The sequence below is a fragment of the Streptomyces sp. Alt3 genome, assembly GCF_030719215.1.
Lineage (GTDB): Bacteria > Actinomycetota > Actinomycetes > Streptomycetales > Streptomycetaceae > Streptomyces > Streptomyces glycanivorans.
Genome location: NZ_CP120983.1, coordinates 980707 through 995703, shown reverse-complemented (window position 1 = coordinate 995703; position 14997 = coordinate 980707). Strand labels below are relative to the sequence as shown.

12 protein-coding genes are annotated in these 14997 nt (G+C 71.3%); 8 read left to right on the top strand and 4 right to left on the bottom strand.

What is annotated here, in order from left to right; translation table 11 throughout:
- The first annotated feature begins 28 nt into the window (after positions 1 to 28).
- Genes P8A20_RS04470 through P8A20_RS04435 form a run of 8 tightly spaced genes read left to right on the top strand, consistent with a single transcriptional unit; the run spans position 29 to position 8298 of the window.
- The gene (locus P8A20_RS04470; RefSeq protein ID WP_147960283.1) at positions 29 to 1147 is read left to right on the top strand and encodes an inositol-3-phosphate synthase; all 1119 of its coding nucleotides are present in this window, start codon (positions 29 to 31) and stop codon (positions 1145 to 1147) included.
- Positions 1144 to 2244, top strand: coding sequence for an SCO3242 family prenyltransferase (locus P8A20_RS04465; protein WP_306102901.1), 1101 nt, complete (start codon positions 1144 to 1146; stop codon positions 2242 to 2244). The genes P8A20_RS04470 and P8A20_RS04465 overlap by 4 nt, the downstream gene beginning before the upstream one ends.
- Positions 2241 to 3104 (top strand): sugar phosphate isomerase/epimerase family protein, encoded by an 864-nt coding sequence (locus P8A20_RS04460; protein WP_147960284.1) that lies wholly within the window; start codon positions 2241 to 2243, stop codon positions 3102 to 3104. Before P8A20_RS04465 ends, P8A20_RS04460 begins: the two co-directional genes overlap by 4 nt.
- Entirely contained in the window at positions 3098 to 3736 is a 639-nt protein-coding gene (locus tag P8A20_RS04455; protein WP_147960285.1) for an EboA domain-containing protein, read from the top strand. Before P8A20_RS04460 ends, P8A20_RS04455 begins: the two co-directional genes overlap by 7 nt.
- Positions 3733 to 4581, top strand: a complete 849-nt coding sequence (locus tag P8A20_RS04450; protein WP_147960286.1) for a TatD family hydrolase — start codon at positions 3733 to 3735, stop codon at positions 4579 to 4581. The genes P8A20_RS04455 and P8A20_RS04450 overlap by 4 nt, the downstream gene beginning before the upstream one ends.
- Before the next feature lie 2 nt (positions 4582 to 4583).
- Complete coding sequence (eboE, locus tag P8A20_RS04445; protein WP_147960287.1) at positions 4584 to 5759, top strand: metabolite traffic protein EboE; 1176 nt, start codon at positions 4584 to 4586, stop codon at positions 5757 to 5759.
- Positions 5756 to 7180, top strand: a complete 1425-nt coding sequence (locus P8A20_RS04440; RefSeq protein WP_306102900.1) for an alkaline phosphatase family protein — start codon at positions 5756 to 5758, stop codon at positions 7178 to 7180. The genes eboE and P8A20_RS04440 overlap by 4 nt, the downstream gene beginning before the upstream one ends.
- Before the next feature lie 2 nt (positions 7181 to 7182).
- Positions 7183 to 8298, top strand: a complete 1116-nt coding sequence (locus P8A20_RS04435) for a sugar phosphate isomerase/epimerase family protein (RefSeq protein WP_147960289.1) — start codon at positions 7183 to 7185, stop codon at positions 8296 to 8298.
- A 71-nt stretch (positions 8299 to 8369) separates the two neighbouring features.
- Here P8A20_RS04435 and P8A20_RS04430 read toward each other — a convergent pair whose 3' ends face one another.
- From P8A20_RS04430 to P8A20_RS04415, 4 genes are all read right to left on the bottom strand, one after another.
- The gene (locus P8A20_RS04430) at positions 8370 to 9761 is read right to left on the bottom strand and encodes an OFA family MFS transporter (RefSeq protein WP_147960290.1); all 1392 of its coding nucleotides are present in this window, start codon (positions 9759 to 9761) and stop codon (positions 8370 to 8372) included.
- 123 nt (positions 9762 to 9884) lie between these two features.
- Entirely contained in the window at positions 9885 to 12041 is a 2157-nt protein-coding gene (locus tag P8A20_RS04425; protein ID WP_306102899.1) for an acetate--CoA ligase family protein, read from the bottom strand.
- Positions 12042 to 12043: 2 nt separating this feature from the next.
- Entirely contained in the window at positions 12044 to 13282 is a 1239-nt protein-coding gene (gene frc / locus P8A20_RS04420; protein WP_306102898.1) for a formyl-CoA transferase, read from the bottom strand.
- 13 nt (positions 13283 to 13295) lie between these two features.
- Entirely contained in the window at positions 13296 to 14987 is a 1692-nt protein-coding gene (locus P8A20_RS04415; protein WP_147960293.1) for a thiamine pyrophosphate-binding protein, read from the bottom strand.
- Positions 14988 to 14997 lie beyond the last annotated feature (10 nt).

Below are 14997 nucleotides of genomic sequence, written 5' to 3'. Positions count from 1 at the left end.
CCTCTTCATCCCCCCTGGGAGGCAGCCCGTGACCGCACACGCCGCTCGTACCGGAGTCTGGTTCATCGGAGCACGCGGCTCCGTCGCCACCACCGCCACCGCGGGGTGCGCGGCCGTCGCGGCAGGGCTCCACCCGCCGACCGGCATGGTCACCGAGACGCCACCGTTCAACGGCACCGGGCTGCCGCCGCTGACCTCCCTCGTCTTCGGGGGCCACGACACCCTCGACTGCCCGCTGCCCAAGCGTGCCGAGGCCCTCGCGGCCGGGGGAGTGCTCCCGCACGGCCTCCCCTCGGCCGTACAGTCCGAACTCACCGCAGCCGACGAGGAGATACGCCCCGGCGGACCGCTCCCCGGCGACACCCGCACCGACGAGGAACTCGTCGCGGCCTTCGCCGCGGACATCCAGGACTTCTCCCGACGTCACGAGCTCGCCCGTACGGTCGTCATCAACGTGGCCTCGACGGAACCCGCCCCCGGCGAGGACGACTCCCGGCTGCCCGCCAGCTCCCTCTACGCGGCGGCCGCGCTCCGCGCGGGCTGCCCGTACGTCAACTTCACCCCGTCCACCGGGCTGCGCAGCCCGCACCTGCGGGAAGCCGTCGACTCCTGCGGACTGCCCCACGCCGGACGCGACGGCAAGACGGGCCAGACACTGCTGCGTTCCGTGCTCGCCCCGATGTTCGTCCAGCGCGCACTGCCCGTGCGCGCCTGGTCGGGCACGAACCTCCTGGGCGGCGGGGACGGGGCGGCGCTGGCCGACCCGGCCGCGGCGGCCGCCAAGAACGCGGGCAAGGAACGCGTACTCGCCGACACCCTCGGATCCGCGCCGGAGGGCGAGGTCCACATCGACGACGTACCGGCGATGGGGGACTGGAAGACGGCGTGGGACCACATCGCCTTCGACGGTTTCCTGGGCTCCCGCATGATCCTCCAGACGATCTGGCAGGGCTGCGACTCCGCCCTCGCCGCACCGCTGGTACTGGACCTGGCCCGTCTCCTGGCCCGCGCCCACGAGAGCGGACTGACCGGGCCGCGGCCCGAACTCGGCTTCTACTTCAAGGACCCCGACGGCGGCCCGGCCGGACTGCCCGAGCAGTTCCAGGAACTGCTGGCCTTCGCCGAACGCCTGCGGGCGGCCCGATGAGGCCCCTCCGGCTGCTCGCGGCCCTCACCGGCTCCCCCCGGCTGCTGGGCACCGCACCGCGCACCGGCGCCGGCCCGGTACGCGTCCCCCAGGACAGCCTGTCCGGTGCGGGCGGGACTGCGCCCGCACCGGACAGGCCCCGCACCCGCGCCCGCCTGCGCGCCTGGGCCGAACTGCTGCGCGTGTCAGCGCTGTTCACCGTGCCCGGTGACGCGCTCGCCGGCGCAGCGGCCACCGGGCGCCGTCCCGGCCGGGGCACCGCACTCGCCGTGGGCGCGTCGCTGTGCCTGTACGAGGCGGGCATGGCCCTCAACGACTGGGCCGACCGCGAGGAGGACGCCGTCGACCGCCCGCACCGCCCGATCCCCTCGGGGCGGGTCGCGCCGGGGGCCGCACTGGCCGCGGCGGGCGCACTGACGGCGGCAGGTCTGGCCCTCGCCGCCCGCGCCTGCCGGCCCGCCCTGGCCGTGGCGTCCGGGCTCGCGGCCACGGTCTGGGCCTACGACCTGCGCCTCAAGCACACGAGGCTGGGACCGGCCGCGATGGCCTCGGCCCGCACCCTGGACCTGCTGCTCGGTGCGACGGCGACGTCCGGGACCTCGGCCGCCGCCTCCCGGCCCACCGGCGCCCACGCCGCCTCCCGGCCCACCGGTGCCCGCACACCGGCCGCCGCGCTTCCCGCCGCCCTCGCGCTCGGCGCGCACACCTACGCCGTGACCGCCGTCTCCCGGCACGAGGTCCAGGGCGGCCACACCGCCGCGCCGCTGGCGGCGCTCGCCGGAGTCACCGCGATCGGGACCGCCGTCCTGCGCGGGCGCCCCGCGGAGGGGGAGCCACCACCGGTGCCGGCCACCGGCAGGCTGCTGCTCCCCGCCTTCGCCGCCGCGTACCTCCGTACCTCCGGCGTCCCCCTCCTCCACGCCGCCCTCAACCCCTCCCCGCCCCTCACCCAGCGCGCCGTCGGAGGTGGCATCCGGGCGATGATCCCGCTGCAGGCCGCGCTCGCGGCGCGGGCCGGGGCACCCCTCGTCGGGCTCGCGGCCATGGGGCTCGTCCCCCTCGCCCGGGCGCTCTCCCGGAAGGTGAGCCCCACATGACCCTCCGCCTCGGTTACGGCACCAACGGACTGACCGACCTCCGGCTGGACGACGCCCTCGGCCTCCTCGCCGACCTCGGCTACGACGGGGTCGGCCTGACCCTCGACCACATGCACCTGGACCCCCTGGCACCGGACCTGGCCGCACGCACCCGACAGGTGGCCCGCAGACTGGCCGGTCTGGGGCTCGGCGTCACCGTCGAGACCGGAGCGCGCTACGTCCTCGACCCCCGCCGCAAACACGGCCCGTCCCTCCTCGACCCCGACCCCGACGGCCGTGCCGCCCGCACAGCACTGCTCGTCCGGGCCGTCGAGGTCGCCGCCGACCTCGGTGCCCACGCCGTGCACTGCTTCAGCGGCATCACGCCGCCGGACACCGCGCCGGACACCGCCTGGCAGCGTCTGACCGGCGCGCTCACCCCCGTGCTGGAGGCCGCCGACCGCGCGGGCATCCCCCTCGCCGTAGAACCCGAGCCCGGCCATCTCCTCTCCACGCTGGCCGACTTCCACCACCTCCGCACCCTCCTCGGAGACCCGGGCCCCCTCGGGCTCACCCTCGACATCGGCCACTGCCAGTGCCTGGAGCCCGCCTCACCCCCCGACTGCGTGAAGGAGGCCGGCCCCTGGCTGCGCCACGTCCAGATCGAGGACATGCGCCGAGGTGTCCACGAACACCTGCCGTTCGGTGACGGCGAGATCGACTTCCCGCCGGTGCTCGAAGCGCTCGCCTCCACCGGATACGACGGCCTGACCGTCGTCGAACTGCCCCGGCACTCCCACGCGGGCCCGGAACTGGCCCGCACCTCCTTGGATTTCCTGCGCCGGGCCGCCGGGACGACGGACGGAGCCGCACCGTGCTGACCAGCCGCAAGGAACTCGACGACCTGCTCGGCGGGGCGGCCAGAGCCTGGCTCGACGAAGCGCTCGCCGAGGCCGCCCACGCCGCGGCCCACCCCGGCACCGACAGCGGCAACCCGCCCTGGGAACTGCGGTTCGCCTCTGCGGGCAGACACTGCGGACTCGAACACGCCGACTCCGTACGCGCGCTGCTGCTGGTCGAGGCCCGGCCGGCGCTGCCCGCCGTGACGAGGCTCTACGAGCAGGGCACCGCCGCCGAACGCCGGGCCGTCCTCCTCACCCTGCACCGGCTCGACCTCGGCGCCACCGCCCTCCCGCTCGTCGAGGACGCCCTGCGCACCAACGACACGCGGCTGGTCGCCGCCGCCGTCGGCCCCTACGGCGCCGCCCACCTCGACGCGCACGGCTGGCGCCACGCCGTCCTCAAGTGCCTCTTCACCGAGGTCCCGGTCCAAGCCCTCGACCGGCTGGCGGAGCGGGCCCGCGGTGACGCCGAACTGGCCCGCATGCTCGGCGACTTCGCCACGGAACGCACAGCGGCGGGACGCCCCGTACCCGCCGGACTGCGGACCGTCCTGGAACTCACGGCCCCGGCGCCCGCCCCCGCCCCCACGTCCACGGAGGAAGCCCGATGAGGATCTTCGACCCCCACATCCACATGACCTCCCGCACCACGGACGACTACCAGGCGATGTACGACTCAGGGGTCCGCGCCCTCGTCGAACCCTCCTTCTGGCTCGGCCAGCCCCGCACCTCTCCCGCCAGCTTCTTCGACTACTTCGACGCACTCCTCGGCTGGGAACCCTTCCGTGCCTCCCAGTACGGCATCGCCCACCACTGCACCCTCGCCCTCAACCCGAAGGAGGCCAACGACCCCCGCTGCACCCCCGTCCTGGACGCCCTGCCCCGCTACCTCGTCAAGGACTCCGTCGTCGCCGTCGGCGAGATCGGCTACGACTCGATGACCCCCGCCGAGGACACCGCCCTCGCCACCCAGCTGCAGCTCGCCGCCGACCACGGACTGCCCGCGCTCGTGCACACCCCGCACCGCGACAAACTCGCCGGGCTGCACCGCACCATCGACGTCGTCCGCGAATCCGACCTCGCCCCGGAACTGGTCCTCCTCGACCACCTCAACGAGACGACTGTGCGGGACGCCCTCGACAGCGGATGCTGGGCCGGGTTCTCCATCTACCCGGACACAAAGATGGACGAGGACCGCATGATCACGGTCCTGCGGAACCACGGCACCGACCGGATCCTCGTCAACTCGGCCGCCGACTGGGGAAAGAGCGACCCGCTGAAGACCCGCAAGGTCGCCGACACCATGCTGAAGGCCGGATTCGACGAGGACGACGTCGACAAGGTGCTCTGGCGCAACCCCGTCGCCTTCTACGGACAGAGCGGCCGGCTCCAGCTCGACATCGCCGCCCCCGGCCCGCTCCACGAGGGCAACTCCATCCTCCGCGGCGGGGAGTGACCATGCGCTTCCGCCACCCCGACGGCTCCACCGTCCACCTCGCGTACTGCACCAACGTGCACCCCGCCGAGACCCTCGAAGGCGTACGCGCCCAGCTGCGCGACCACTGCGAACCCGTCCGAAGACGGCTCGGACGGGACCGCCTCGGCATCGGCCTCTGGCTCGCCAGGGACGCCGCCCGCGCCCTCATCAACGACCCCGCCGCGCTGCGCTCCCTGCGCGGCGAGCTCGAACACCGCGGCCTCGAAGTGGTCACCCTCAACGGCTTCCCCTACGAGGGCTTCGGAGCGCAGGAGGTCAAGTACCGCGTCTACACACCGGACTGGACCGACCCCGAGCGGCTGTCCCACACCACCGACCTGGCCCGGCTGCTCGCCGCCCTGCTCCCCGACGACGTCACCGAAGGCACCGTCTCCACCCTGCCCATCGCCTGGCGCACCCCGTACGCCGACGATCCCTCGGCGGCCGGAACGGCGCGGAAGCAGCTCACCGCACTCGCGCAGCGGCTCGACGCCCTCGCCGAGCTGACGGGCAAGTCCATCAGGATCGGCCTCGAACCCGAACCGGGCTGCACCGTGGAGACCACCGCCGACGCCATAGGCCCCCTCACCGCGGTGGGCCACGACCGCATCGGCATCTGCGTCGACACCTGCCACCTCGCCACCTCCTTCGAGGACCCGGACACCGCCCTGGACGCCCTGCGCGCTGCCGGGATCACCGTCGCCAAGGCACAGCTCTCCGCCGCCCTGCACGCCGAGAACCCGCACCTGCCCGAGGTGCGCGCCGCGCTGGGCGCCTTCGCCGAACCGCGCTTCCTGCACCAGACACGCACCCTCACCACGGCCGGCCTCCGGGGGACCGACGACCTCGACGAGGCGGTGTCCGGCGGCGCGCTCCCCGACGCGACGCCCTGGCGCTCGCACTTCCACGTCCCCCTGCACGCTCCGCCCGCACCTCCGCTCACCTCCACACTCCCCGTACTCCGGTCCGTGCTGAACCGGCTCGTCGGCGGGCCCGCGCCCCTCACCCGGCACCTGGAGGTCGAGACGTACACCTGGCAGGCGCTCCCCGCCGAACTGCGCCCGCGCACCCGAACCCAGCTCGCCGACGGGATCGCCGCCGAACTCACCCTCGCCCGCGACCTCCTCGCCGACCTCGGACTGAAGGAGCTCCCATGACAGCACCCGGCACCTCGCCCACCCCGCTCCTCGTCCTCGACGTCGTCGGCCTCACCCCGCAGCTCCTCGGGCACATGCCGAACCTCAGGGCGATGGCCGGATCGAAGGCGCCCCTGGCCACGGTGCTGCCCGCCGTCACCTGCGCCGCCCAGTCCACCTTCCTCACCGGCACCACCCCCGCCGAACACGGCATCGTCGCCAACGGCTGGTACTTCCGCGAACTCGGCGACGTCCTCCTGTGGCGCCAGCACAACGGGCTCGTCGAGGGGGACAAACTCTGGGACGCCGCCCGGCGCGCCCACCCCGGATACACCGTCGCCAACATCTGCTGGTGGTACGCGATGGGCGCCGACACCGACTGGACCGTCACCCCCCGCCCGGTCTACTACGCCGACGGCCGCAAGGAACCCGACTGCTACACCAGGCCCCCGGAGCTGCACGACGAACTGACGGAGAAGCTCGGCACCTTCCCCCTCTTCCACTTCTGGGGCCCCGGCGCCGACCTCGTCTCCTCGCAGTGGATCATCGACGCCACCCGGCAGGTCCTCACCACCCGCAACCCCGACCTGGCCCTCTGCTACCTCCCGCACCTCGACTACGACCTCCAGCGCTACGGCCCCGACGACCCCCGCTCCCACCGGGCCGCCGCCGACCTCGACCGTGCCGTGGCGCCCCTGCTCGACGACGCGGCGGCGGCCGGCCGCACCGTCGTCGCGCTCTCCGAGTACGGCATCACCCGGGTCGACCGGCCCGTCGACATCAACCGCGCCCTGCGCCGCGCCGGTCTGCTGGAGGTCCACACCCAGGACGGCATGGAGTACCTCGATCCGATGGCCTCCCGCGCCTTCGCCGTCGCCGACCACCAGCTCGCCCACGTCTACGTGCGCCGGCCCGAGGACCTGGAAGCCACCCGCGAAGCCCTCGCGGACCTTCCCGGGATCGCCGAGCTCCTCGACGACGACGGCAAGAAGGCCCACCACCTCGACCATCCCCGCTCCGGCGAACTCGTCGCCGTCGCGGAGAAGGACGCCTGGTTCACGTACTACTACTGGCTCGACGACGACCGCGCACCCGACTTCGCGCAGCTCGTCGAGATCCACCGCAAACCGGGCTACGACCCCGTGGAACTCTTCATGGACCCCCAGGACCCCTACGTCCGGGTCAAGGCGGCCTCGGCGGTGGCCCGCAAGAAGCTCGGCATGCGCTACCGCATGGCGGTCGTCCCCCTCGACCCCTCACCCATCCGCGGCAGCCACGGCCGACTTCCCGCGAGCGACGACGAAGGTCCGCTCATCCTCTGCTCCACCCCCGATGCCTTCGACGGCCGAGTCCAGGCCACCGAAGTGAAGTCCCTGCTCCTCCAGCTTGCCGGACTGCACCGGCAGTCCGCCCCGCCCGCACGTTCACAGGGAGATTTGTGATCATGAGCCGCACCCCGAAGGACCCCGAGCTCGCGAGCAGGCTCAGCCGCCGCAACGTCCTGGGCGTCGCCGCAGGAGCCACGGCCGCGACCCTCCTCAGCGGCGCAGCAGCGCAGGCCTCCAGCCAGGACGGCGGCCACGGCAAGGACCACGGCCCGGGGAAGGGCCACGGTCACGGCAAGGGCCGCGCCGTGCTGCCGCCCGGCCGCCTCGGCATCCAGCTGTACAGCCTCCGCGACAAGGTCTCCACCCTCGGCTTCGCCCCCGTCTTCGCCGAGCTGGAGAAGTACGGCTACGACGAGATCGAGTTCGCCGGGTACACCCAGGGCTCGGCCGGCGCCATCACCCTCGCCCAGCTCAAGAGGCTGGCCAAGGACCACGGCCTCAACCCCATCGGCAGCCACGTCGGCTACTACGACGACAACAACCCGGGCGCCTACACCTTCGCGCAGAACCTCACCAAGGTCCTCGACGAGGCACAGGCCCTCGGCCTCAAGCACATCGGCACGGCCTCCGGCCCCTTCCGTTACGGCTCCACCGTCGACGGCTGGAAGCGGGCCGCCGAGGACTTCAACACCTACGGCGCCGAGGCCCGCAAGCGCGGCATGAAGTTCTACCAGCACAACCACGCGGAGGAGTTCTCCTTCGCGACCGACAAGCCGAAGGTGCGCCTCTACGACGTCCTGCTCGCGGAGACCGACCCCGACCTGGTCTACCTGGAGATGGACATCTACTGGGCGTTCTGCGCCCAGTTCCGCTTCGGCAAGCGGGTGGACGGCACCCCGGCGCCCTTCAACCCCATCGACTACGTGCTCAAGCAGCCCGACCGCTACCCCCTCTTCCACGTCAAGGACGGCACCCGGAACGACGCAGCCCGCGACGGCTACGACATGACGGACGTCGGTGACGGCGACATCGACTACAAGAACTTCCTGAGCCGGGTCACCGCGCGCACCCATCCCCAAGGTCTCGGCTCCGCTCGACCAGGGGAGACCCCATTCGGTCGCACCTACCACCACTGGCAGACCGAGCACGACAACCCGGTCGAGTCCCTCGCCTTCGCCCGCAAGTCCAGCGAGCACCTGCACTCGCTCCGCGAGAGCCGCTGCGGCGACTGACGCCCGAGGGCACACACGCGTGGGGCCCGGTTCCAGGAACCGGGCCCCACGCGTGTGCCACGGGCATGCGATCAGTCCGTCTCCCGGATGACCGGTGCGGGCCCGGCCTTCACCAGTGGGTTGCCCTTCCGGTCGCGGCCGGGTGCCGCGAGGAACAGGGCCAGGAATCCCGCGAAGAACGAGATGCTGCCCGCAAGGATGAAGGCGCCGTTGAGCCCCCAGGCGTCGACGACCAGGAAGCCCATCCCCGCCCCGAGCCCGGAGACCAGCTTGGAGCTGTAGACCATGCCGTAGTTGGTGGCGTTGTTGTTCTCACCGAAGTAGTCCGCCGTCATCGCGGCGAACATCGGGAAGATGGCGCCGCCGCCGAAGCCGGAGACCGCGGAGAAGAACAGGAACAGCGGCAGGCTCTTCATCTCGGCCGACCAGATGATGCCGAACTGGGCGAGCCCCAGGATGACGCAGACGTGGAGCAGGCACTTCTTGCGGCCGTAGAGGTCGGAGAGCCACCCGATGACGCCCCGTCCGGTGCCGTTGACGATCGCCTTGAGCGACATGGCGGTGGCCACGATCCCGGCGGCGAAGCCCGCGTCCTGGCCGATGTCGACCTGGAAGGCGATCCCGAAGATGTTCACGCCGGACGTACAGGCGAGGCAGCACCACATCAGCGCCACGCGGCCGGTCCGCCATGCCTCGCCCGGCGAGTACTGCTTCATGGCCGGCGGGTTCTTCTCCAGTGCCCGGCGGGCCCGAGGGTCCGCCGGCGGGTTGAGCGGGTCGACCTCGGCGGGCCACCAGTTCTTCGGCGGGTCCCGGAAGAAGAACCCGGCGCAGGCCACGAGCGCGGCGAGGAAGAGACCCGCGGAGACCAGGACCCACCTGAAGTTGGTGATGTCCATGAACCCGGTGAAGATGAAGACGAACGGCACCGAACCGTAGGCGAAACCGCCGTTGACGAAGCCGGTCTTGCCGCCCCTGCGCTCCGGGTACCACTTGCCGACCATGTTGACGCAGGTGGCGTACACCATGCCCGCGCCCATGCCGGAGAACACGCTGAAGCCGATGTACGCGAAGATCACGTGCGGTGCGTACGCCAGTGACAGGTAACCGAGGAGCGTGCCCGTCGCGCCGAGCATCATCGCCCAGCGGGCCGGCAGCCGGCCGGTCTCGCGCAGTCTGCCCGCGGGCATCGCGACCGCGGCCTGGAAGAACACCCAGACGGTCATCATCCAGTAGATGTGACCGCTGTTCCAGTTGTGCGCGTGGTGCAGCGTGTCCTCCGCCGACGCGAAGGCGTACTCGGCCGAGCTGATGCCCATCATGCCTACCCAGGGCAGGATGACCATCCACTTGCGCTTGCGGCCCATGATGTCGATGTCGCTCTCGCCGAGCCGGTAGGTCCGGCCGTTGGCGTCCGTCACCTCCCTGAAGGGGACGGATGTGGAGAGGTCTGCAGTCGTCATTGCGATCGAACCCCTTGCGTGGAAGAAGTCTGGCCAGCGCCCCCTGCCCGTTCTCACTTCGCGCGGGGGTCCGCGGCCGAGCGGTACGCCGCAGACCCCGTGGTTCGAGCCGTCGTCATCAGGTCATCGGCCACCACCCAGCAGTCCGGCGGCCCTGGCCCACCTGTACTTCGCGCCGAGCACCGCGACCGGCAGCTCCGTGGTGTACGGATACGCGACGACTCCCCGCTCGAACAGGTAGGCGCAGGCCTCCTCGACCTCGGTGTCCCCCGCCAGGGACGCCACCACGGGCTTCTCGATGCCGCGCGCCCGGAACTCCTCCACCACCCGGGCCGTCAGCTCGGCGAACACCATCGGAGGGGTGACGATCGTGTGCCAGTAGCCGAGGACCAGGGCATGGATCCGCGGGTCCTCCATCCCGAGCCGGATCGTCGCCTCGTACGTCGACGGCGGCTCACCGCCCGTGATGTCGATCGGATTGCCGGCCGCTCCGAACGGCGGGATGAACGCCTTGAACGCCGTGTCGAGATCCGGCGGTATCTCCATCAGCGAGAGCCCGTTGTCGACGACCGCGTCGGACAGGAGCACACCCGACCCGCCCGCCCCCGTGATGATCACGACGTTGTCGCCCTGCGGGGCCGGCAGCACGGGCAGCGCACGCGCGTACTCCAGCATGTCGTTCAGACCCGGGGCCCGGATCACACCGGCCTGCCGCAGGATGTCGTCGTACACGGCGTCGTCCCCGGCCAGCGCGCCGGTGTGGGAGCCCGCCGCCCTGGCACCCGCACTCGTGCGGCCTGCCTTGAGGACGACCACCGGCTTCTTCGGCACCGTCGCCCGCGCGGCCTCCACGAACGCCCGCCCGTCCTTGAGGTCCTCCAGGTGCATCGCGATGCACTCGGTGTTGGGGTCCTCGCCGAACCAGGTCAGCAGGTCGTCCTCGTCGATGTCGGACTTGTTGCCGAGCCCGACGATCGCCGAGACCCCTGTCCTCGTCGACCGTGCGAAGCCCAGGATCGCCATGCCTATGCCGCCGGACTGGGAGGTCAGCGCCACGGAGCCCTTGACGTCGTACGGGGTGCAGAACGTGGCGCAGAGGTCCTGCCATGTCGAGTAGTAGCCGTAGATGTTCGGCCCCAGCAGGCGTGTGCCGTGCTGCTCGGCGATCGCCACGATCTCGTCCTGCAGGGCGTGTTCGCCCGTCTCCGCGAAGCCCGACGGAATGAGCACGGCGTTCGGGATCCCCTTGCGGCCCACCTCCCGGAGCGCCGAAGCGACGAACTTGGCGGGGATCGCGAAGACCGCCACATCCACCTCACCGGGAACGTCGGTGACACTCTTGTACGCCTTGCGGCCGAGAATGTCATCGGCTTTGGGGTTCACCGGGTGGATCTCGCCCGCGAAACCCCCGTCGATCAGGTTCCGCATCACCGAATTGCCGATCTTGCCGGGCTCGTTGGAGGCTCCGACGACGGCCACCGAACGTGGCTCCATCAGCCTGCGCATCGACACGAGGATCTCCTCGCGGCTGTAACGCCGCCGTGGCTCCACCTCCTCGGTCGCCAGCAGGATCCGGATGTCGGCGGCGACCGCTCCGTCCGGCGAGGCGATGACGGGGTTGAGGTCCACCTCCGCGATCTCCGGGAAGTCCGTGACCAGCCGGGAGACCCGCCGGATCTGTTCGGCCAGCGCCCACCGGTCGACGGCCGGCGCGCCGCGGACGCCCCTCAGGATCTCCGCCGCGCCGATCGAGTCGAGCATCGACCGCGCCTCGTCCGCCGTCACGGGCGCCAGCCGGAAGGTGATGTCCTTCAGCACCTCGACGAGGACCCCGCCCAGGCCGAACGCCACCACCTTCCCGAACGTCGGGTCGGTGACCGCCCCGACGATGACCTCCTGACCGGGCGGCACCAACTGCTGCACCTGCACGCCCTCGATGCGCGCGTCGGCGGCGTAGGCCCGCGCGTTCTTCACGACGGTGCAGAACGCGGAGCGGACCTCCTGCGCGCCCGACACCCCGACCACGACGCCGCCCGCATCCGTCTTGTGCAGGATGTCCGGAGAGACGATCTTGAGGACGACGGGGCCGCCGAGCCGGTCGGCCAGGGCCACCGCCTCGTCCACGTCCCGGGCCAGGCCCTCGCCCGGCACCGTGATCCCGTACGCGTCCGCGAGGATCTTCCCCTCCGGGGCGGTGAGCGCGCTGCGCCCCTCGCCCCGGACCCGGTCGATCAGCGCCCTGACGTGTTCCTGCTCCTGTGTCCCGACTGTTCCGGTCATGCTCAGATGACTCCGTTCGTCTTCAGCAGCCGCAGTTCCTCGTCGCCCAGGCCCAGTTCGCCGACGTAGACCTCGGCGTTGTGCTCACCGAGGAGCGGGGAGGTGACGATGTCGACGGGGGAGTCGGACAGCTTCAGCGGGCTGCCGACCGTGGTGAAGGTCCCGCGCTCGGGGTGCTCCACGCGGACCACCATTTCGTTGGCGGCCAGGGACTCGTCCTCGACGATCTCCTTGGTGGAGAGGATCGGACCGCACGGGACGTTGTGCGCGTTGAGCTGCTCCAACACGTCCCACTTGGGGAGCGTCGCCGACCACTCCTCGATCAGCTGGAACATCTTCCCCAGCTTCGGGAGCCGGGACTCCGGCGTCGCCCACTCGGGGTCCTCCGCCAGCTCGGGCCGGCCGATCAGCTCGGACAGGGGTTTCCAGCCGACAGGCTGCACGATGACGTACACGTAGTCGTTGGGGCCGCCCGGCGCGCACTTCACCGCCCACCCCGGCTGCCCGCCGCCACTGGCGTTGCCGCTGCGCGGCACCTCCTCGGCGCCGGCCGTGTCCTGCGCGTCCGGGTACTCGGCGAGCGGCCCGTGCTCCAGCCGCTGCTGGTCGCGCAGTTTGACCCGGCAGAGGTTGAGCACCGCGTGCTGCATCGCCACGTTGACCCGCTGTCCCCGTCCCGTGTTCTCCCGCTGGAACAGGGCGGCGAGGATGCCGGCCACCGCGTGGATCCCGGTGCCGGAGTCACCGATCTGGGCGCCGGTGGCGAGCGGCGGCCCGTCGGCGAATCCGGTGGTGGCCATGGAGCCGCCCATGGCCTGCGCGACCACCTCGTACGCCTTGAAGCCGGTGTACGGGCCCTCCCCGAAGCCCTTGATGGAGGCGTAGACGATCCGCGGGTTGATCTCCTGGATGCGTTCCCAGGTGAACCCCATGCGGTCGACCGCGCCCGGACCGAAGTTCTCCACCATCACGTCACTGCGGCGGATGAGTTCGGTGAGGATCTCCTTGCCGCGCTCGCTCTTGGTGTTGAGGGTGATGCTGCGCTTGTTGCAGTTGAGCATCGTGAAATAGAGGGAGTCGACGTCGGGCAGATCGCGCAACTGCCTGCGGGTGATGTCCCCGCTCGGTGCCTCCAGCTTGACCACGTCCGCACCGAGCCAGCCGAGCAGCTGGGTGGCGGAGGGACCGGACTGTACGTGCGTCATGTCGAGGACGCGCACGCCCTCAAGAGCTTTGGTCATGCCGACGGCTCCTCTACTTGTACATCGTCTGGTTCATCGTTCCGGGGGCGTACGCGTCCGGGTCGACCCAGACGTTGATCAGCGAGGGCAGCCCCGACTCGCGGGCCCGCCGCAGGGCGGGGGCGATGTCCGCCGGGTCACGGACCTCTTCGCCGTATCCACCCAGCATCTGGGCGAACTTGTCGTAGTGGACGTCGCCGAGGGTGTTGCCGATCCGCTCGCGCTCGTCGCCGTACTTGGCCTTCTGGCCGTAACGGATCTGGTTCATCGAGGAGTTGTTGCCGACGATGCCGACGAAGGGGAGGTTGTAGCGGACCAGCGTCTCGAAGTCCCACCCGGTCAGCGAGAAGGCGCCGTCACCGAACAGCGCGACCACCTCCTTGTCGGGCCTGGCCTGCTTGGCGGCGAGGACGAAGGGCACCCCGACGCCGAGCGTGCCGAGCGGCCCCGGGTCCATCCAGTGACCGGGGGTGCGGGGCTGGACGACCTGGCCGGAGAAGGTGACGATGTCGCCGCCGTCCCCGATGTAGACGGAGTCCTCGGTGAGGAAGTCGTTGATCTCGCTCACCAGCCGGTAGGGGTGGATGGGCGAGGCGTCCGACCTGAGCTGGGGCAGCCGCTTCTCGATGGCCGTCTGTTCGGCGGCGCGCAGTTCGTCGAGCCACGCCTTGCGCAGGGCCGATCCGCCGTTCAGCCGTCCGCTCGCGGCCTCCGTGACGGCCTTCAGGACGACCGAGGCGTCGCCGACGATCCCGAGGTCGACGTCGCGGTTCTTGCCCACGGTGCGGTAGTCGAGGTCGATCTGGACGACGGTGGCAGCGGGGGAGAGCCGTTTGCCGTAGCCCATCCGGAAGTCGAAGGGGGTCCCCACGATCACGATCAGGTCGGCGTTGGAGAACGCGTAGCGCCGCGAGAGCTGGAAGTGGTGCGGATCGCCGGGCGGCAGGGTGCCGCGGCCCGCGCCGTTCATGTACGCGGGGATGTTGAGGGTGCGGACGAGCTCGGTGGCGGAGTCCGTCGCACGCGTCGTCCAGACCTGGCTGCCCAGCAGGATGGCGGGCTTCTCGGCGTGCACGAGCAGATCGGCGAGCTTCTCGATGTCGGCCGGATCGCCGGCCGCCCGGGTGGACGCGCGGTACCGTCCTCCCTCGGGGACCCGCGCCCTGTCCGCCGGGACCTTCGCGTCGAGCACGTCGCGCGGGATCTCCAGGAACGACGGACCGGGTGCCCCGTGGTAGCACTCGCGGAACGCCATCGACACCATGTCCGCCGCCCGCGCGGTGTCCGGCACGGTGGCCGCGAACTTCGTGATGGGGGTCATCATGTCGACGTGCGGCAGGTCCTGGAGCGAGCCCATCTTGTGCTGGGTGTGCGCTCCCTGACCGCCTATCAGGAGCATCGGTGACTCCGCGCGGAAGGCGTTGGCGACCCCGGTGACGGCGTCGGTCGTCCCGGGTCCCGCGGTGACGACGGCGCATCCCGGCTTCCCGGTGATCCGGGCGTAGCCGTCGGCCGCGTGGGCGGCGACCTGCTCGTGCCGTACGTCGACGACCTCGATGCCCTCGTCGACGCAGCCGTCGTAGATGTCGATGATGTGGCCGCCGCAGAGGGTGTAGATGCGTTCCACCCCCTCAGCCTTGAGTGCCTTGGCGACCAAGTGCCCACCGGAGACGAGGTTCTGGTTGTCCTGGCTGTCCTCGGGCATGGCGATGTCC